This is a genomic window from Bradyrhizobium sp. USDA 4011 (genome assembly GCF_054063415.1).
This window is the reverse complement of sequence record NZ_JBSSGG010000001.1, coordinates 4,487,317-4,507,408: the sequence shown is the minus strand read 5'-3', so window position 1 is coordinate 4,507,408 and position 20,092 is coordinate 4,487,317. Positions and strand designations below refer to the sequence as shown.

The 20,092-nt window shown below is 65.0% G+C and carries 14 protein-coding genes and 2 pseudogenes; 6 read left to right on the top strand and 10 right to left on the bottom strand.

What is annotated here, in order from left to right:
- The first annotated feature begins 100 nt into the window (after positions 1–100).
- From ACVW1C_RS21135 to ACVW1C_RS21115, 5 genes are all read left to right on the top strand, one after another.
- Complete coding sequence (locus ACVW1C_RS21135; RefSeq protein WP_456760055.1) at positions 101–409, top strand: GIY-YIG nuclease family protein; 309 nt, start codon at positions 101–103, stop codon at positions 407–409.
- Between the two features lie 264 nt (positions 410–673).
- Complete coding sequence (locus tag ACVW1C_RS21130; protein WP_456763130.1) at positions 674–1,726, top strand: ABC transporter ATP-binding protein; 1,053 nt, start codon at positions 674–676, stop codon at positions 1,724–1,726.
- Between the two features lie 23 nt (positions 1,727–1,749).
- Positions 1,750–2,814: an ABC transporter substrate-binding protein gene (locus ACVW1C_RS21125; RefSeq protein ID WP_456760054.1), complete on the top strand. Its 1,065-nt coding sequence runs from the start codon at positions 1,750–1,752 to the stop codon at positions 2,812–2,814.
- Between the two features lie 181 nt (positions 2,815–2,995).
- Complete coding sequence (locus ACVW1C_RS21120; RefSeq protein ID WP_456760053.1) at positions 2,996–4,714, top strand: ABC transporter permease; 1,719 nt, start codon at positions 2,996–2,998, stop codon at positions 4,712–4,714.
- Positions 4,715–4,930: 216 nt separating this feature from the next.
- Positions 4,931–7,039 (top strand): S9 family peptidase, encoded by a 2,109-nt coding sequence (locus tag ACVW1C_RS21115; protein ID WP_456760052.1) that lies wholly within the window; start codon positions 4,931–4,933, stop codon positions 7,037–7,039.
- 343 nt (positions 7,040–7,382) lie between these two features.
- Here the strand turns inward: ACVW1C_RS21115 and ACVW1C_RS21110 are convergent.
- The 4 genes and pseudogenes from ACVW1C_RS21110 to ACVW1C_RS21095 form a co-directional block, all read right to left on the bottom strand.
- Positions 7,383–8,401, bottom strand: a pseudogene (locus ACVW1C_RS21110) (IS110 family RNA-guided transposase).
- Between the two features lie 427 nt (positions 8,402–8,828).
- Positions 8,829–9,548: a ribonuclease activity regulator RraA gene (locus ACVW1C_RS21105; protein ID WP_456760051.1), complete on the bottom strand. Its 720-nt coding sequence runs from the start codon at positions 9,546–9,548 to the stop codon at positions 8,829–8,831.
- Between the two features lie 153 nt (positions 9,549–9,701).
- Positions 9,702–11,442, bottom strand: a pseudogene (araD, locus tag ACVW1C_RS21100) (L-arabinonate dehydratase).
- A gap of 219 nt (positions 11,443–11,661) precedes the next feature.
- Positions 11,662–12,294: a response regulator transcription factor gene (locus tag ACVW1C_RS21095; RefSeq protein WP_173639567.1), complete on the bottom strand. Its 633-nt coding sequence runs from the start codon at positions 12,292–12,294 to the stop codon at positions 11,662–11,664.
- Positions 12,295–12,447: 153 nt separating this feature from the next.
- Between ACVW1C_RS21095 and ACVW1C_RS21090 the strand changes: the two genes are divergently transcribed.
- Positions 12,448–12,756 (top strand): hypothetical protein, encoded by a 309-nt coding sequence (locus ACVW1C_RS21090; RefSeq protein ID WP_456760050.1) that lies wholly within the window; start codon positions 12,448–12,450, stop codon positions 12,754–12,756.
- A gap of 166 nt (positions 12,757–12,922) precedes the next feature.
- Here the strand turns inward: ACVW1C_RS21090 and ACVW1C_RS21085 are convergent, their stop codons facing one another.
- From ACVW1C_RS21085 to ACVW1C_RS21060, 6 genes are all read right to left on the bottom strand, one after another.
- The gene (locus ACVW1C_RS21085; protein WP_050404430.1) at positions 12,923–13,240 is read right to left on the bottom strand and encodes a hypothetical protein; all 318 of its coding nucleotides are present in this window, start codon (positions 13,238–13,240) and stop codon (positions 12,923–12,925) included.
- Between the two features lie 3 nt (positions 13,241–13,243).
- On the bottom strand, positions 13,244–14,101 hold the full coding sequence (locus ACVW1C_RS21080) for a CheR family methyltransferase (RefSeq protein WP_456760049.1): 858 nt from the start codon (positions 14,099–14,101) through the stop codon (positions 13,244–13,246).
- A 35-nt stretch (positions 14,102–14,136) separates the two neighbouring features.
- On the bottom strand, positions 14,137–14,526 hold the full coding sequence (locus ACVW1C_RS21075) for a response regulator (protein ID WP_456760048.1): 390 nt from the start codon (positions 14,524–14,526) through the stop codon (positions 14,137–14,139).
- A gap of 43 nt (positions 14,527–14,569) precedes the next feature.
- Positions 14,570–15,043: a chemotaxis protein CheW gene (locus ACVW1C_RS21070; protein WP_173639571.1), complete on the bottom strand. Its 474-nt coding sequence runs from the start codon at positions 15,041–15,043 to the stop codon at positions 14,570–14,572.
- A 23-nt stretch (positions 15,044–15,066) separates the two neighbouring features.
- Positions 15,067–17,790 (bottom strand): hybrid sensor histidine kinase/response regulator, encoded by a 2,724-nt coding sequence (locus tag ACVW1C_RS21065; RefSeq protein WP_456760047.1) that lies wholly within the window; start codon positions 17,788–17,790, stop codon positions 15,067–15,069.
- A gap of 387 nt (positions 17,791–18,177) precedes the next feature.
- Positions 18,178–19,779: a flagellin N-terminal helical domain-containing protein gene (locus ACVW1C_RS21060; RefSeq protein ID WP_456760046.1), complete on the bottom strand. Its 1,602-nt coding sequence runs from the start codon at positions 19,777–19,779 to the stop codon at positions 18,178–18,180.
- Positions 19,780–20,092: the final 313 nt, after the last annotated feature.

The following is a 20,092-nucleotide window of genomic DNA, read 5'->3' as shown; positions in this document are numbered from 1 at the left end:
AGCTGACACAGGCGCGCGGAGATATCCGGGCCGTCGATCCTTCGAGGCTCGCTCCGCTCGCACCTCAGGATGACGGGACACTGGTCACAGGGTCATCACAATGGGCATCTACGTCTACATGCTTCGCTGCGCCGACAACTCGTACTATGTCGGCAGCGCAACGGGCGATGACCTTGCACCGCGCATCGAGCAGCACAACGCGGGCACCTTCCCCGGCTACACCTACAATCGGCGACCAGTCGTCCTCGTCTGGTCGGAGTACTTCGAGCGCATCACCGACGGCATCGCGACGGAACGGCAGATCAAAGGCTGGGGCCAGGCGAAGAAGGAAGCGCTGATCCGATCGGATTGGGTCACGATCAGCCAACTGGCCCATCGACGCGGAGCAACTCCTTCCCCGTCATCTTGAGGAGGCCGCGCAGCGGCCGTCTCGAAGGATCGACGGCCGAATTGCCGCCGCGCGGCAAGATGAGCGCGCCGAGAAATCCGGGCCGTCCATCCTTCGAGGCTCGCTCCGCTCGCACCTCTCAGGATGACGGGAAGGGAATTGCGCGAGGCGCATTGCTAGAGATGCATCAACACTATTCGTCGTCATCATTTTCCGCTTTACTGCCGGCAACAGCCGGGCACGGATCCCTGCGACAGAACAAAATGGAGGGATCGCTTGGCATCGGTGGAGCTGCGTGGCCTGGTCAAGCGGTTTGGATCGTTTGTCGCGGTTGATGACGTCTCGCTCAGGATCGATCACGGCCAGCTGGTCTGCCTGCTCGGGCCGTCCGGCTGCGGCAAGACCACGACGCTGCGGCTGATCGCAGGCTTCCTCGAACCATCCGGCGGCGAAATCCGCGTCGGCGACCGCGTCGTGTCATCGAAGGCGCGCACGCTGCCGCCCGAGCAGCGCAACATGTCGATGATCTTCCAGAGTTACGCGCTGTGGCCGCATATGACGGTGGCCGAGAACATCGTCTATGGCCTGCGCCTGCGCAAAATGGATCGCGACACGATTGCGAAGAAGCTCGCCGCGATCCTGGCGACGACCAGGCTGGAGCCGCTGGCGCAGCGCTATCCGGGCGAGCTCTCCGGCGGCCAGCAGCAGCGCGTCGCGCTGGCGCGTGCGCTGATCGTCGGCCCCGAGACGCTGCTGCTCGACGAGCCGCTGTCCAATCTCGACGCCAATCTGCGCGAGGAGATGCGGTTCGAAATCCGCCGCCTGCACGACGAATACCGCTACACCACGGTCTACGTCACCCACGATCAATCCGAGGCGATGACGACGGCCGACCTGATCGCGGTAATGAATGCCGGCAAGATCGACCAGCTCGGCGCGCCTGAGGACATCTATGCGCGGCCGGAATCCGAATTCGTGGCGCGCTTCATCGGCGCGGCCAATGTGATCAAGGGCACCGCGCGCGATGCGAGCCATGTCGAGTTCGCCGGCGCGACGCTGGAAGTGGTCGGCGCCAGGCTCACGGCCGGCCAGAGCGCGCCGGTTGCGATCCGCCAGCACGAGATCCAGCTCTCGACGCAAGCCCCCGCAGGCGCGCAGAACACCCTCAAGGCTACCGTGACGCGGCAAGTCTATCTCGGCATGAATCGCGACTACATGGTGGAAACTCAGGACGGCACGTCGCTGCGGGTGACCACGCCGACCGAGACCGCGGTCGAGAAGGGCAGCGAGGTCTGGCTGACACTGCCGGCGGAACGCTGCCGGGCACTCAGCCGATAACGAACAAGAAACGGAGGGACGCGATGCGGAAGCAAATCTCCAGACGCCACGTCCTGAAAGGCTCCGCGGCGCTTGCGTTCGGCAAGCTATTCGCTTCGCCCGCACGCGCCGCGCCACCCGAGCCGGCCGCGATCACGCCCGAGCGGGTGGCGGCCGCGACCAAAGAAGGCAAGCTCGTGTTCTATTCGTCGATGGACCTGCCGGTCGGCGAGAAGCTCGGCAAGGCGTTCGAGGCCGCCTATCCCGGCATCGCCGTGCAGATCGAGCGCTCGGGCTCGGAGCGGCTGTTCCAGCGCGTGGCGCAGGAATTCGACGCCAACATCCATGCTGCCGATGTCATCAACAGCGCCGATGCCTCGCACTTCATTCCCTGGAAGAAGAGCGGCTGGCTGATGCCGTTCGTCCCCGAGGACGTCGCAAAGCATTTTCCCGACGGATATCGCGACCCGGACGGCATGGCCGTGACCACGCGGCTGTGGCTGTCGTCGATCGCCTACAACACCAATCTGGTGAAGGCGGAGGATGCGCCGAAGAGCTTTGCCGATCTGCTCGACCCGAAATGGGCCGGCAAGATGGTGAAGGGCCATCCGGCCTATAGCGGCACCATCATGACCGCCACGTTCCAGATCGTGCGCGAGCTCGGCTGGCCTTACCTGGAGAAGCTTTCGAAGCAGCGCGTGATGCAGGTGCAGTCGTCGACCGATCCGCCGAAGAAGCTCTCGCTCGGCGAGCGCGCCGTGATGGCCGACGGCAATGAATACGGCATCGTGCTCTTGAAGGAGGCCGGACAGCCCGTCGAGCCGGTCTACCCGACCGAGGGCACGCCGACGATCTCGGGACCGACCGGCATCTTCGCCGGCGCGCCGCATCCGAACGCCGCAAGGCTGTTCCAGGCCTGGCTACACACCCGCGCGACCCAGCAATTCTTCGTCGACTTCACCGGCCAATATTCGGTGCACGCGCAGGTGCAGCCGAAGGCCGGCCGGCGCAAGCTCGCCGACATCAAGCTGATGAAGGAAGATCCGGCGGGGGTCGAGGCGATGACCGAAGAGATCAAGACGCGCTATGCGCGGTTGTTTCGGGTTTGAGGATGCGACGTAACCCTCACTATCGTCATTCCGGGGCGTGCCAACGGGTCCGCGCAGAGCGCGGCCCGATGACAGGCTCCGCGCGAGCCCGGAGTCCATTTCTCCGCCTGCACCCGCGGCCCGATGGATTCCGGGCTCATCGCTTCGCGATGCCCCGGAATGACGAGGGGAGATATCTCGCATGACTCTTACAACCACCTCCCCCACCGCCCACGCCCGCATCGACTGGACGCGCCCCGTGCTGTGGCTGTTCGCGGCGGTGCTCATCCTTCTGATCCTGCTGCCGCTGTCGTGGCTCGCGGTCTACGCCTTCACCGACAAGAATCGCCATCCGACACTGCAAAACTTCGTCACGCTGTTCAGCAATCCGGATTTCCTCGATCCGCTGCTGACGACCGCGATCATCGCGACGACGTCGGCGCTGATCTGCTGCATCGTCGCGGCGCCGCTCAGCTGGCTGGTGTCGCGCACCGACATGCCGGGCCGGCAGACCATCCGCGCGCTGGTGACGGCCTCGTTCGTGACGCCGCCGTTCCTCGGCGCGGTCGCCTGGGAACTGCTGGCGGCGCCGAATTCGGGGCTGCTCAACCAGCTCTACCGGCTGTTCGCGGGCGAGGATGCCGACGCGCTGTTCAACATCTATTCGATGACCGGGATCATCTTCGTGATCTCCTGCTACACATTCCCGTTCGTGTTCGTGCTGGTGGCCAATGCGCTCGACACCATGCCGGGCGAGCTGGAGGACGCCTCCGCGATCCTCGGCGGCAATGCCTGGACCACGGCGCGGCGGGTGACGATCCCGCTCGCGCTGCCCGCGCTGGTCGCGGGTGCGCTGATCGCCTTTCTGCAGGCGATGACGCTGTTCGGCTCCCCCGCGATCCTGGCGCTGCCGGCCGGCTTCCACACCATGACGACCAAGATCTGGAGCCTGTTCCAGTATCCGCCGAAGCTCGAGCTCGCGGCGGCGGCTGCCGTGCCGCTGCTGGTGCTGACGATCCTGCTGTTGCAGGGCCAGAAGGCGCTGCTCGGCCGCCGCGGCTATTCGGTGATCGGGGGCAAATATGGCGCGCCGCGCCGGGTCGAGCTGCGCGGCTGGCGCTGGGCCGCGCTCGGCTTCTGCCTTTTGGTCTTGCTCAATCCCGTGTTCCTGCCCTATCTGGCGCTGCTCAATGCCGCGTTCTCGCCGAACGCTACCACGCTGGTGACGCCGACGACGGCAACGTTGCACAACATCGTCTTCGTATTCACCGAGCTGTCGTCGACCCAGCTCGCGCTGAAGAACACTGTGATCCTCGGCACCGCCACCGCGACGATCGGCACCATCCTCGCGCTGGTTATCGCCTATGTCACGACGCGGAAGGTGATCGCGGGCCACCGCATCCTCGGGTTCCTCGCCACGGCGCCCGTGGCCGTCCCCGGCATCGTGCTCGGTGTCGGCCTTTTTCTAAGCTACACGCGGCCGCCCTTCGTGCTCTACGGCACGCTCTGGATCCTGCTGCTGGCGTTCCTCACCATCAATTTGCCGTCGGCCTATCAGCAGCTGCAGGCGGCATTCACGACCATTCATCCCGAGCTCGAGGAGGCGAGCCGTATCCTCGGCGCGACGCGGCTGCAGGCGCTGCGCCAGATCACCGCGCCGCTGCTGCGCACCGGCGTGATCGCAACCTGGTGCTTCATCTTCATCGGCGTGATGCGGGAACTGTCGGCCGCGATCGTGCTGTTCACCTCGCAGACCAAGGTGCTGTCGGTCCTGATCTACGACCTCAACGAAGGCGGCGACCTCGCCGCGATCGCCGTGCTCGGCATCGCGATGCTGGTGATCACATTCGCCGTAGTGCTGGCGGTGAACCAGATCCCGATGTCCGGCGGCAACGCGGGTGCGAAGCTGCGGAACGGGTAACGCTTGATCCGCACCGTCATTGCGAGCCAACGGGTCGCGCGAATGCGCGCCCGATGACAGGCTCCGCGAAGCAATCCATCAGTCCGCTTACGCGGAGACATGGATTGCTTCGTCGCTCCGCTCCTCGCAATGACGGGAAAAACGGCAGAGCTTCCCCATCTGGCAATCGCCACATTCATCCCGATATAAGGCGGAACCCCGCACCATGAGGATCGTGTGACCAAATCCGCCACCACAACACCGCCCCCTGTCGCGCCGCGCCGGCCGCATTCCTTCACCACCCACGGCATTACGGTGACGGACGACTATGCCTGGATCAAGGATCCGAAATGGCAGGAGGTGCTGCGCGATCCCTCGATCCTCGATCCTGACATCCGCAGCTATCTCGAAGCCGAAAACGGCTACACCGAGAGCCTGCTCGGCCACACCGACGGCCTGCAGAAGCGGCTGGTCAAGGAGATGCGCGGGCGGATCAAGGAGGATGATTCCAGCGTGCCGTCGCCGGACGGCCCGTTCGCCTATTTCCGCAAGTTCCGCGAAGGCGGCCAGCACGAGCTGTACTGCCGCACGCCGCGCGATGGCGGCGACGCGCATGTCGTGCTCGACGGCGACGCACTGGCAAAGGACCACAAATATTTCAAGTTCGGCGGCAGCCGGCATTCCAACGACCACCGCCTGCACGCCTGGAGCGCCGACACCAAGGGCTCCGAATACTTCTCGATTCGCGTGCGCGACTGGGCAACCGGCGGCGACCTCGACGACCTCGTCGAAGAGACCGACGGCGGCGTGGTCTGGGCCGCGGACTCCAAGAGCTTCTTCTACGTCAAGCTCGACGACAATCACCGCCCGATGCAGGTGTGGCGGCACAGGCTCGGCACCAGGCAGGCCGACGACACCCTGATCTATGAGGAGCAGGATTCCGGCTGGTTCACGCATCTGCACGAGAGCGCGAGCGGCCGCTTCTGCGTCATCGCGGGCGGCGACCACGAGACCTCGGAACAGCGACTGATCGATCTTTCCAATCCCGACGCGCCGCCGCGGCTGGTCGCGGCGCGCGAGGAAGGCGTGCAATATTCGATCGCCGACCGCGGCGATGAGCTGTTCATCCTGACCAATGCCGACGACGCGATCGACTTCAAGGTCGTCACCGCGCCGCTTGCGTCGCCGGAACGCGCCAACTGGCGCGACCTGATACCGTATCGCGAGGGCGTCTATGTGCTCGACGTCGAGCTCTATGCCGGGCACATGGTGCGGCTGGAGCGCGCCAATGCGCTGCCGGCGATCATCATCCGCGACCTCAAGAGCGGCGAGGAGCACGCCATCGCGTTCGACGAGGCGGCCTATTCGCTCGACACCATGGGCGGCTACGAATTCGACACCACCAACCTGCGCTTTGCCTATTCGTCGATGACGACGCCGTCGGAGGTCTATGACTACGACATGACGACGCGGACGCGCGTGCTGCGCAAGCGGCAGGAGATTCCCTCCGGCCACAACTCGGCCGACTACGTCACCACGCGCATCATGGCGACCTCGCATGACGGCGCGCAGGTGCCGGTCTCGATCCTGCACCGCAAGGACTTTGCCCGTGACGGCAACGCGCCGCTGCTGCTCTATGGCTACGGCTCCTACGGCATGGCGATGCCGGCGTCGTTTGCCGCCAACCGGCTGTCGCTGGTCGACCGCGGCTTCGTCTATGCTATCGCGCATATCCGCGGCGGCGCCGACAAGGGCTGGGGCTGGTATCTCGACGGCAAGCGCGAGAAGAAGACCAACACGTTCGACGATTTCGCTGCCGCCGGCCGCGCGCTGATCGAGGCGAAATACACGGGTGAAAAACGCATCGTCGGCCATGGCGGCTCGGCCGGCGGCATGCTGATGGGCGCAGTCGCCAACCGCGCCGGCGAGCTGTTTGCCGGCATCGTCGCCGAGGTGCCGTTCGTCGACGTGCTCAACACCATGCTCGACGACACGTTGCCGCTGACGCCTCCGGAATGGCCGGAGTGGGGCAATCCGATCGAGAGCGAGAAGGATTTCCGCACCATCCTGTCCTACTCGCCGTATGACAATGTCGCGGCAAAGGACTATCCGGCGATCCTCGCGATGGGCGGGCTCACCGACCCGCGCGTGACCTATTGGGAGCCGGCGAAATGGATCGCGCGGCTGCGCGCCACCATGCGCGGCGGCGGCCCGGTGCTGCTGCGGACCAACATGGGCGCCGGCCACGGCGGCGCCTCCGGCCGCTTCAACCGCCTCGACGAGGTCGCGATCGTCTACGCCTTCGCGCTGTGGGCGGTGGGAATGGCGGAAAGAGCGGAGGTGTAGGGCGCCGTAGCTCGGATGAAGCGCAGCGAAATCCGGGGCGGGTCGCGCCGCATGCAAGAGTCCCGGATTACGCTTCGCTCCATCCGGGCTTCTGTAACGGGCCTTGTTTAGTCAATCCCTTTTTGCGTCATCCACTCGCCGGGCACTTGCTTCTGTACGGGATCGGCGCGGTGGCCGTCGCCTGATGGGGTGCATTGAGGAGCCGGCCGGCCAATCTACGGAAGCGTGGTTGTGAGCCACTTCCCGGATGGCGGCCTGACCGGATCCATCGTCCCGGCGAAGGGACTTCGCTCGGGGAGAGCCTGGTGTCGTGGCCCGCCCAGAACCGATTGATGCTCCTGGTTTAGATGGCGTTGGCCAACGGGTTGAATGGTTTCGCATCGGCGAGCATGCGATGCAGGATGACAGCGAGCTTGCGCGCCAGCGCGACCTTGGCCTTGCGCATGCCGGCACGCCTGGCGATCCGCATGGCCCAGCCCTTCAGCGCCGCGCAATTCCTGACCGGCTTGGTCAGCATCACGTGAGCCGCCTGATAGAGCGCCTCGCGCACGGACGCATCGCCGATCTTGCTGATGCGGCCGGTGTAATCGGTTTCCCCCGATTGGTATTTCTTCGGGGTGAGGCCAAAATGCGCTCCTGTCGCCTTCGATGACCGGAAGCGCTTCGGGTCGTCGACCGCCGAGGCGCCACGATCGGGCCGACGGACGGCGTCGTCATCAAGAGCCTGGCCTGCGGGTGCGATTTGGCGAGCTTCTGGACCTGCTTGTCCAGGCTGTTGAACTCGCGCCGCAGCACGGCATGGGCTTCGAGCAGCGCCTGCGCCACCACCTCAAGTCCAGGATGGCCCGCAACGAGCTCCCGGATGCGTTCGGCGAAGGTGCGCTCGGTGGTCGCGCCGACCTTCAGGCCAAAGCCGCGGAGCACGCCGCGCAGGCTGTTCTCGACGTCGCGCAGCTTGGATTGCAGCAGCTTGCGCGCCGTCAGAATGGCACGGCTCTCCTGCGCCGCGATCGATTTGCAGTGCACCGGCCGGAACCAGCCGAGCCGCATCAGTTGCGCGATCCCGCGCGCATCATTGCGGTCCGACTTCACCACCATTGCCTTGAACGCATCGCGCACATGCCGGGTCTCCAGAAGCTCAACCGCAAGTCCCGCCTCCCGCATCGCCGCGTACAGCCATTGCGACAAGGGACCTGCCTCCAGCCCGATCCGCTCAAGCACCAGCCCCAGCGACCGGAACCAGCCGATCAGGGCCTCCGGCTCGCTCGCAACCTTCGCCTCGCGCAAAATCTTGCCGGCCCCGTCGACAAGGCAAACACTCGAGCATTCCAAAGACACGTCGATTCCTGCATAGTGGTACATGGTCGTCCCTCATGATGCTTGGAGCGGGCTTGCCTCACTCCGTTTGACACCATCAGTTCGAGGGACGACCGCCTTCCAACCAACAGGCCGCTCGCGAGCGCGCCTCCAAATCGCGCCGTAGCGAGCGGGCGGCCGGCCCGTTACCCCATCTACGAGCGCGACCGAGGCTACTGGCAGCGGTTGGCTTGCCCGGCCCCATCCCCATCGTCGTCCCGGCGAAGGCCGGGACCCATACCGCGTGATCTATCGAGCAGGGAAGTCGCAGTACCACGGCACACAACGCAACTGCCAGTCTTAGCCAAACTCCTCCCTGTGGTTATGGGTCCCTGCTTTCGCAGGGACGACAGCGGAATGTATGGCGGCCGCTCATCAAGACGGCGGAATGTGTGGCGATCGCTTATCAAGAACGACGGCGGAGAGTGAGCGGCTACCGCCCCTTCGCCTTCCGCCAGGCCGCGAAATCCTTCAGCGTCTGCTCGTCGGTCGCGGGATAGAGGCCGAAGATGCCGCGGCCGTTCTGCACCTGCTCGGTGACGAAATCCTCGAATGCGGTCATCTCGAAAGTCTCGTTCGCGATCTCGTCGGCGAGGTGCGCCGGGATCACGATGACGCCGTCGCTGTCGCCGAGGATCACGTCGCCGGGAAACACCGGCGCGTCGCCGCAGCCGATCGGCACGTTGATCTCGATCGCCTGATGCAGCGTCAGATTGGTCGGTGCGCTCGGGCGATGATGAAACGCCGGGAAACCGAGCCGCGCGATCTCGGCCGAATCGCGGAAGCCGCCGTCGGTGACGACGCCGGCGCAGCCGCGCTTCATCAGCCGCGTCACCAGGATCGCGCCGGCAGAGGCCGCGCGCGCATCCTTGCGGCTGTCCATGACCAGCACGCTGCCCGGCGGGCAGTCCTCGATCGCCTTGCGCTGCGGACGCGCGCGGTCGCGGAACACCTCGATCGTGTTGAGATCCTCGCGCGCCGGCATGTAGCGCAGCGTGAAGGCCTCGCCGACCATGGTCGGCTGATCCGGGCTCAAGGGGTGAACATCCTGGATCATCTGGATGCGCAAGCCGCGCTTGAACAGCGCGGTCGCAACCGTCGCGGTGGAGACGGATTTCAGCTTGTTGCGGGTGGTGTCGCTGAGTTTTGACATGACTTGCTTGCTCTCTCCATTCGTCATTCCGGGATGCGCCGAAGGCGCGGGCCCGGAATCCATTTCACCACAGCGCATGCGGCCCGCTGGATTGCGGGCTCACCGCTGCGCGGTGCCCTCAGCTGCGCAATTGCGCACCTGGGAATGCCAGCATCAATAGATCGACGGCTCGCCCACCGGTTTGCCAAAGCCGGCCTCGAGGAAATCGAAGTCGCAGCCTTCATTGGCCTGCTTGATGTGCTTCGAGAACATCCAGCCATAGCCGCGCTCGAAGCGTTTCTCAGGCTGCTTCCATTCCGCGCGGCGCCTGGCCAGCTCCGCCTCTGGCACATCGAGATCGATGGTGCGCGCGGCGACGTCGAGCGTGATGCGGTCGCCATTGCGGACCAGGGCCAGCGGGCCGCCGATATAGGATTCCGGCGAGACGTGCAGGATGCAGGCACCGTAGCTGGTGCCGCTCATCCGCGCATCCGACAGCCGCACCATGTCGCGCACGCCCTGCTTCACGAGCTTGGTCGGGATCGGCAGCATGCCCCATTCCGGCATGCCGGGCCCACCCTGCGGGCCGGCATTGCGCAGGATCAGCACGTGATCCGCTGACACGTCGAGATCGGGGTCATCGACCGCCATCTTCATCGAGGGATAGTCGTCGAACACCAGCGCAGGTCCGGTGTGCTTGAGGAAGCGCGGATCGCAGGCGGACGGCTTGATGACGCAGCCATCGGGCGCGAGATTGCCCTTCAGCACCGCCAGCGCGCCCTCCTTGTAGATCGGGTTGTCGACGGTGCGGATGACATCGTCGTTATGAACCTCCGCGCCTGCGATGTTCTCGCCGAGAGTCTTGCCTGACACAGTCATGCAGTCGAGATGCAGATGCTGCTTGATCCGGTTCATCAGGCCTGGCAGTCCGCCGGCATAGAAGAAATCCTCCATCAGATAGAGGTCGCCGCTCGGCCGCACGTTGGCGATCACAGGCACCTTGCGGCTTGCGACTTCGAAATCGTCGAGCGAAATGTCCTGGCCGGCGCGGCGCGCCTGCGCAATGAGGTGTATGATGGCGTTGGTCGAACAGCCCATCGCCATCGCCACCGTGATGGCATTCTCGAAGGCCTTGCGGCTCTGGATTTTCTGCGGGGTGAGATCCTCTCCACACCATCTCGACGATGCGGCGGCCGGTTTCCGAACTCATCCGGATGTGGTTGGCATCGGCCGCGGGGATCGACGAGGCCCCGGGCAGCGTCATGCCGATGGCTTCGGCGATCGCGGTCATGGTCGAGGCCGTGCCCATGGTCATGCAGGTGCCATAGCTGCGGGCGATGCCGGCCTCCATGTCGACCCAGTCCTTGTCGGAAATCTTGCCGGCGCGGCGCTCGTCCCAGTATTTCCAGGCATCCGAGCCGGAGCCGAGCGTCTTGCCTTTCCAATTGCCGCGCAGCATCGGTCCGGCCGGCAGATAGATCGACGGCAGGTTCATGCTGGTGGCCCCGAGCAGCAGGCCGGGCGTGGTCTTGTCGCAACCGCCCATCAGCACCACGCCATCGACCGGATGGCCGCGCAACAGCTCCTCGGCGTCCATCGCCAGCATGTTGCGGTAGAGCATCGTGGTCGGTTTCAGCAGCGATTCCGACAGCGACAGCGCGGGCAGCTCGAGAGGAAAGCCGCCGACCATCAGCACGCCGCGCTTGACGTCGTCGACCCGGCTCTTGAAGTGCATGTGGCAGGGCTGCGCGTCCGACCAGGTATTGATGATCGCGATCACCGGCCGGTCGCGCCATTCCTCCGGCGCGTAGCCCATCTGCATCGCGCGCGAGCGATGGCCGAAGGCTCTGAGATCATCGGGCGCAAACCAGCGCGCGCTGCGCAGTTGATCCGGGGTCTTGTTCTTCTTGGTCATCTTGGTTGCGCCATATGTTTCGATATCGCGTGTCTCGACATTGCTGGCACGCGCGCGGTCTCGGCACGCATGCCCTGCGCCACGCATATACAGGATTTCCGGACGTCTCGTCCCGCGCGCGGCGCAGACGTGCCGTTCGCCGCCCGTGTGCCGGGAGTGCGGCGCACACACCCCGCGATGTGCAAATCGGAGCGTAAACCGGGCTTGCCCGGCCCTGGCTTACTTCTGCTGCGCCGTCATCACGATGCGGACGAGGTCGGCGGCGTTGCGCGCGCCGAGCTTCTTCATGATGTTGGCGCGGTGATCCTCGATCGTCCGCGGGCTGATCCCGAGGTGACGCCCGGCCTCCTTGTTGGAAGCGCCCGCGGTGAACTGCTCGAGCACCTCGCGTTCGCGGCGGGTCAGCGGCTCGCGCCCCGGAAAATGCAGCGAGGCGATGCGCGACGCCGAGGTCTCGGCCTGGCGCCTGGTATAGGCGTCGATCGCCTCATTGAGGCGGCTGACGATCTCGTTGCCGCGGAACGGCTTCTCGATGAAGTCGAGCGCGCCATTCTTGATAGCGCTGACCGCCATCGTGATGTCGCCCTGGCCGGAGATCATGAAGATCGGCGCCGGATAATCCTCGCCGTGCAGCTCCTTCAGGATATCGAGGCCGGATTTGCCCGGGATATGCACGTCGAGCAGGATGCAGGCCGGCGTCCGGCTGCGCGCCACCGCGAGCAGGGCAGCGCCGTCCGCAAAGCAGATCACCTTGTAACCGGCGGTCGACAGGACCACGGAAAGCGTCTCGCGAACGGCGGGGTCGTCGTCGACTACAAAGATTTCCCCGCGAGGAGCGCCATTCTCAACCATATGTCTCGTCCATCAGAGGTGAAGCGTGCTGCCCGGACTGCACAAGAAGTAACTCGACCATCTCGATCAATGGACCCGTATTTGTACGGGACGTACGCTTAACGCACAAGTAGCACCGCATTCCCTAAAAGTGGGGGCAGTGAGGAAACATGCATGGAAAATGCAGCGGCGGACGGCGTTGCGGTGTGCCTGGACGAGGGCAGCGATCCCTACAGCCTGATCGTGACGGACCTGGTCGCGCTGATCGGCCATGTCCAGGCGAGCCTGCGGCTGATCGAGGCGGCGATTGCGCGCGAGGCATTTCTGGCCGAGCAGGATGCTGCCGCCGACATCTTCGTGCTTGACGACGTCACCCCGCGCTATGCCATGGCGTCCACGGCTCTGAAGGCCTGCGACGCCAGCCTCGGCACGGCGTTGGATCGGCTGCGCGATCCGGAGGCGCAGGCACGCCTCCTGAACTGACCAGCCGGACCGGCCGCCACCGAATTCGGCGCCATCATGCAGTTGTGCCGACGACGCCCCAACCCTCGAGGCGGCCAACCGTTCCACATTCGGATTGGCGGCAGGCATCGACCGTCAAGCCGGGTCAGGCCTTCGTCAGGCCTCGCGACGTCGGGCCTTCTTGATATCAGGCTCTGGCCCGCTCTTCGTCGGAGCCCGACCGCCGCTTGCTCGGCTTGCCCTTGAGGAAGCTGATGTCCATTTCAGTGCCGTTGACACGGACGAGCTCGCAGCGGCGATAGGCGAGCCCGGTCGACGACAGCAAGAGGAAGAACTCCTTCAGGTTGAGCCCCTGAATGGAACCCTCGACGGTCAACGCTGCGTCATTGTCGGAGATGGCATTGAGCTGGCAGTCGCGCCGCCAGGTGCCGTCGATGGCCATGATGCAGACATCGACGCCCCGGCTGAACGTGACACGCTCAATGGATTTGCCGTCCTCCGTCATCGCTCAATATCCGACCGCCATGGCAGGCCTCGGCATCGCAAGCGCCGCCCGCACCCCGCTCGGCCGGTAGAGGCCACGCCGCTCGGGAATCGGCTTGAACGTGTCGGTCAGGCCGACCACGGTTTCGGCGGCGCCGAGCACCAGGAAGCCGTCGGCCTCCATCAACCGGGCGAGCCGGTTGAAGATGTTGATCTTGGTGTCCTGATCGAAATAGATCAGCACGTTGCGGCAGAAGATCACATCGAACGTGCCGAGCTGGGAGAAATCGTGCAGCAAATTGAGCTGACGGTGCTGCACCATCGCGCGCAATTCGGGATTGATCTGCCAGTATTCACCGGACTGCTTGAAATATTTCACCAGCAGCTGGATCGGCAGCCCGCGCTGCACCTCGAACTGGCTGTAGATGCCGGCCTTCGACTTCTCCAGCACCTCCTGCGACAGATCGGTCGCTGTGATCTCGACCCGCCATCCGGCAAGCGCCGTGCCCATCTCCTTGAGGCACATCGCCAGCGAATAGGGCTCCTGGCCGGTCGAGCCGGCGGCGCACCAGATCCGGATGTTGCGGCGCGCGGCACGTGCCTTCAGGACCTCGGGGATGATGGTGTCCCGGAAATGGTCGAACGGCACCTTGTCGCGGAAGAAGAACGTCTCGTTGGTGGTCATGGCCTCGACCACCTGGACGGTGTGCGTCGATGAGCCGGCCCTGATCTTGGCGATCAGGTCGGGGATGCCGGACAGGCCGCATTTGCGCGCCAGCGGCAGCAGGCGGCTCTCGATCAGATATTGCTTGTCCGCGGACAGATCGAGACCGGAATGGTCCTTCAGGAGCTTACGCAGATACTCGTAGTCGGGGGGCGTCACGGGAGCCTCGCAAAGGCAAAGGGTGAAACTGGGTGTTAGGCTTCGGCCGACGCATCGAACGCCAGCAGACCCACTTCCTGGAATTTCGCGATCACGATATCCTTGTCGAACGGCTTCATGATGTACTCGTTGGCGCCGGCATGCAGCGCCCGCGAGATGTGGTCGATGCCGTTCTCGGTGGTGCAGAACACCACCTTCGGCACGTCCCCGCCCGCCATGCGGCGGAGCTGCACGAGGAATTCGAAGCCGTCCATGACGGGCATGTTCCAGTCGAGCAGCACCGCGTCCGGCATGGCCTGCTTGCAGGCTTCGAGCGCGACCGCGCCGTCCTCGGCTTCGATGACGGTGAATTCCATTCCTTCGAGGATGCGGCGTGCGATCTTTCGCACCACACCGGAATCGTCGACGACAAGACATGTCTTCATATGTTGGCCTCCTTGTAGAGTCCGCCGTCTCCGCGGCGGAGCGTTACGCTGCAGCAAGTGTCTTCGGCACCAGTTCGAGCACGCGATCGACATCGAGGACGACCATGAGCTGGCCATCGAGGCGGTGAACGCCGCCGGCGAGCCTCGCCATGCGGGGATCGAGGTTGACCGGGTTGTCCTGGCGGCTGTCGTCGGGCAGCCGCAGCACCTCGCCGATCTGGTCGATCAAGAGGCCGTAGGATTCGCCGCGCTGGTCGACGCCGACCGCCATCGGCGGCGTGCCGTCGTCGGCCTTCGGCAGGCCGAGCCGGGCCCGCATGTCGACCACGGTGACGATGCGGCCGCGCAAATTGAGCACGCCTGCGATCTCGCTGGAGGCCAGCGGCACCCGCGTCAGCCGCTCCGGCATGAACACGTCCTGCACCCGCGAGATCGGCAGGCCGAACAGCTGCCCGCCGATCACCGCGGTGACGTATTCGGCCATCGCGCCTTCACTGGTCTCGGTCTTGCTGCTCATCGAAGCTGTTTCCCTGGGTTCCGTCATGCCGCCCGCCGGATCTCGGCGGTCTGCTCTTTCAGCGCCGCGATCAGCCCGGGACGATCGAACTTGGCGACATAGTCGTGGAAGCCGGCCTGGCGGCCGCGCTCGATCGCCGCCGGCGACACCATCGCCGACAGCGCGATGATCGGCAGCCCGACGAGGTTGTGGTCAGAGCGGATGTTCTCGGCGAACTCGAAGCCGTTCATCTCGGGCATCTCGATGTCGGTCAGCACGACGTCGAAGGCCTGCCCCGAGCGTAGCGCGGCGAGCCCTTCCTGAGCGCCTCCCGCGGTCCGCACCTTGTAGCCGGCGGCCTTCAGCACCGGCGCCAGCATGTTGCGGAAGAACGCCGAGTCGTCGACCAGCAGCACCGACTGCGCCGTGGCCGACGGGCGCATCTCCTTGCGCGAGAACCAGTCGGCGAACGCCATCGGGAGGAAGTGGCCGACGTCGATCACCTCGGTGGCCTGGCCCTTGATCACGGCCGAGCCCAGAATGCCGTCCTGCGAGCCCGCGACCTCGATGTTGAGCCGCTCCTCGACGATGTCGATGATCTCGTCGACCACGAGCCCCATCGAGCGGCCGTCGTCGGCGAACACCAGGATCGGCTGCGCGCCTTGGGTCCGCACCTCGACGCCTGCCATCTGCACCAGCGGCATCAGCTGCTCGCGGTACTGCACCATGTAGCGGCCGTTCGAGAGCTCGATCTTGTCGGTTGCGATCTCCTCCAGCCGGGTGACGAGGCCGAGCGGCACCGCCTTGGGCTGGCTCGAACCGGCGCGGAACACCAAAAGCGAAGTCAGCTGCTCGCCGCTCGAGGCATGCGCCGCGGCATTGTCGTCGGCCATGTCATGGGCCGCCGCGCTGGAGGCGCCGAGCGCCTTGGCGATGCCATTGGGGTCGATGATCATGATGACAGCGCCATCGCCCAAAATGGTGTTGCCGGAGAACATGTCGATGTGCCGCAGCTTGGTCGACATCGGCTTGACCACGATCTCCTCGGTGTGGAACACGCCGTCGACCACGATGCCGAAGGTCTGGCTGCCCACTTGCGTGACCACGATGAAGCCGTTCTCGGCATCGCTGGTCGCGCCGTCGTCGATCTTCAGCAGCTTCTTCAGATGGATCAGCGGCAGCAGCTTGTTGCGCAGCCGCAGCACTGCCGTGTCCTTGATCCGCTCGATGCGGTGCTCGGAGTTGGCGCGCGCCCGCACCAGTTCGACCACCGACAATTGGGGAATGGCAAAACGGTCGCCGCCGGCTTCCACGATCAGGGCGGAGACGATCGCCAGCGTCAGCGGGATCTTGATGGTGACGGAGGCGCCCTCGCCGGCCACGCTCTTGATGTCGATGGTGCCGCCGATCTGGTCGATATTGGTGCGCACCACGTCCATGCCGACGCCGCGGCCGGACACCGAGGTCACCTGCGCGGCGGTCGAGAAGCCCGGCGCGAAGATGAACTTGTGGATCTGGGCCTCGGTCATCTTCTCCAGTTCGGCCTCGGTGACGAGACCGTTCTGGAGCGCCTTGGCCTTGATCCGCTCGGTGTTGAGCCCGCGGCCATTGTCGGCAATGCAGATGATGATGTGGCCGCCCTCGTGATAGGCGCTGAGGCGGATGGTGCCCTGCTCGGGCTTGCCGCTAGCGACCCGCTCGGCGGTGGTCTCCAGGCCGTGATCGGCGGAGTTGCGCACCATGTGCGTCAACGGATCCTTGATCAGGTCGAGCACCTGGCGGTCGAGCTCGGTGTCGGCGCCGTGCATCTCCAGCTCGATCTGCTTGCCGAGTTCGCCGGAGAGATCGCGGACGATGCGCGGCAGCTTCTGCCAGGCATTGCCGATCGGCTGCATGCGCGTCTTCATGACGCCTTCCTGCAGCTCGGCGGTGACGTTGGAGAGCCGCTGCAGCGGCACCTTGAACTCGGTGTCTTCGTTGCGCCTGCTAATCTCGAGCAGCTGGTTGCGGGTCAGCACCAGCTCGGAGACCATGGTCATGAGGTGTTCGAGGGTGTCGACATTGACCCGGATCGACTGGTTGGCGATCTTGTCGCCTTCCTGGACGTCCTCGGTGGCGGCCTTGCGGGCCGGCTTCTTCGCAGCCTCGGCCGGATCGGCTGCGGGCGCAGCGGCGACGGGCTTCGCGACCGGGACAGGCGCGGGTGCGGCGACTTCGATCTCGGTCTCGCGGAAGGCGCGCTCGAGCTCGTCGAGCGAGACCTCGCCCGGGCGCAGCGGACGCTCCAGCGTCTGCACCACCAGCGTGCCTTCGGTCATGGCTGCCTGCAGTGCCGGCGCTTCGACGACGGGCACATCTTCTCCAGCATCCTCGCCGGCTGCCATTGCGGCCATGCCGTGCTCGACCATCGCTTCGAGCTGATCGATCAGGTCGCGGTCGTTGCCCTCGGGCTCGGCCTCGGTCGCCTCCAGCCCGCCAAGGATCTCCTTGATGCGGTCGATCGAGGACAGGATCAGCGTCACGGCTTCCGCCTTCACCGGCATGCCGTCGCGGAATTTGCCCATCAGGGTCTCGCCGGCATGCGCCAGCGCTTCCAGCCGCGGCAGCCCGAGGAAGCCGCAGGTCCCCTTGATCGTGTGCACAAGCCGGAAAATGTTATCCAGGATCTTCGCGTTGTTCGGATCCTGCTCGAACTGCACCAGCTGGTTGTCGACCGTATCCAGGCTCTCGCTGCTCTCCGTCAGGAACTCGCGCAACAGATCGTCCATGGATAGGTCCCCTCAAGGTGCTACGGAACGCACGCCTCGCATCGATAACTTGGCCGGCTTCACGGCGACGTTAATTTCGTCGTCCGTGCAAATACGGACGATGAAGCCGTTCAAGGACGACGCATCACAGCATCACAGCCGGTTTCACAGCAACAAGGCCTTACCACCCGGACGGGAAAGAGCCCGTTCCACCCGCCGTCGCAATTTGAACGAAATGAGATCGAGGGGTCGTCAAATCCAGCGAAACGCTGGCGGACACGACATCCACCTGCATCAGGACGTGATCGCCCATGGGTTGAAACCGGTCGCATGGTTAAGCGAACCCAAAAACAAAGGCGGCGGAGTTTCCTCCGCCGCCTCGATAGTCGTTGTCTGTCGCGGCTACGCTTAGCGGAGCAGCTGCAGCACGCTCTGCTGCGACTGGTTGGCCAGCGCCAGCGCGGACACCGCGATCGACTGGCGGGTCGACAGCGCCTGGCTGTTGGCCGCTTCCTCGTTGGTGTCGGCCAGCGTCAGGTTGGACGAGCCGGTCTGCAGCACGTTGATCAGGTTCTTCGAGAAGTCCTGGCGGATCTGCACGATCGACAGGTTCGAACCGAGGGTCGAAGCCTGGGTGCGCAGCAGGCCGCTCGCGCTGTTGAGCGTCTTCAGCGTAGCGTTGGCCGAAGCGTTGTCGATGAAGTCCGTGCCGGCGGTCAGCTTGGAGAGGTTGAGACCGGCGGCATTGAAGGTCACGCCCTGGATCTTCAGCGTCGAGGAGCCCGTCTCGTTGAAGGTCAGCTTGAGCTGATCGCCGTTGAGCAGGTTGATGCCGTTGTACGACGCGTCCTGGGCGGTCGTGGTGATCTGGTCCAGGATGTTGTTGTACTGATTGACCAGGTTGGCGCGGTTCGCCAGCCCATTCGGGTCCTGCACCGGAGCGCTGCCCGCCAGGCCGTTGAACAGCTTGCCTGCGCCGGCTGCCGTGCCACCGATCGTGCCGATGGTCGCGGACGCCGCATCGTTGGTGGTGCTGATGGTGAGCGCACCGCTCGCGCTGAGCGACGCCTGCAGGTTGTTGGCCGACAGGGCGTTGTTCAGGTCGTTGAGGGATTTCACCTGGCCTGCGCCGCTGCCAAACGTGATGTTGGTGGCGGTGCCATTGCCGGTCGCGCCGATCGTCAGCGTCAAGCCGTCCAACGGTGAAGGCGTTGCCACGGTGCGCGCCGTGGTTCCGGCGGTAAGGCCGAAAGCGCCCAGCGCGGAGCCGGAGATGTTGAGATCCTGGTTGATGCCGGTGCTGATCTGGAGCGCGCCAGCCGCCGACACGGTGGAGGCCGTGGTCGCACCGGTGATGCCGTCGATCGCCGAGAGCAGGTCGCCGACCGTCAGCGTGCTGCCCGCGCCCGTGCCGAGGGTCACGTTGCCGGACGAATCGCTCGTCGAAGTGGTCTGCGTGTTCGAGAACGTGATCGTCTTGCCGTTGACGCTGATCGTACCTGTCGGGGTCGCCGCCAAGGTATCGGAGTTGGTCGCACTGACGAGCTTGGTGGCGGCGGTGATCGGCGCGGGCGTCGTGAGATTATTGTTGACGACCGTACCAGCCAGGGTGGCATTGCTGTAGGTGGCGGTACCGCGGATATCGTCGGTGGTCGCGCCAGTGACCACGGCGGTCGTCACCTGCGATTTCTGGGAATAGCCGACCGCGGCCTGCAGGGCCTGGTTGGCGACCGACTTGGCGCTGTCGACGAGCTTCTGCAGCGAGGTGATGCCCGTGTTGGCGGCCTGCAGCACCTGCACGCCGTTACCGATTCCGTCCAGCAGGTTGTTGATGTCACTGGCGCGGTTGTCGAGCGACTGCGCCGTGAAGAAGTTGGTCGGATTGTCGAGAGCGGTGTTGACCTTCTTGCCGGTGGACAAGCGGTTCTGCGTGGTGGCGAGCAGGTCGGCCGTCGACTGCAGCGAAAGCAGGTTCTGACGGACCGATGACGAAAGGACGATGCCGGACATACTGGTACCCTTCTGGATGAACACGATTGACGCGACGCCGTAAATTTCGCACGGCGACCGGTGCCACACTGGTCCGTCCGCGCTACCCGTTCGTTAAGGGGCCGCTCCGTACAAATACCCAGAATAGCTTTGCCGGTAATTATGCGGCCGCCGCGCAGACGCGCGGTTGGACGGCGCGTATTCACCGCCGGATCAATCTCGTGACAGCGAATTTGTCCCCGCCTTTGCGGGACTTGCCCGCATGCTAGCACTGCCGACCGCGGGCTTCGACATCCGCAACGGCAGCCGCGACGATGTGCGCTAGGGTACGCAT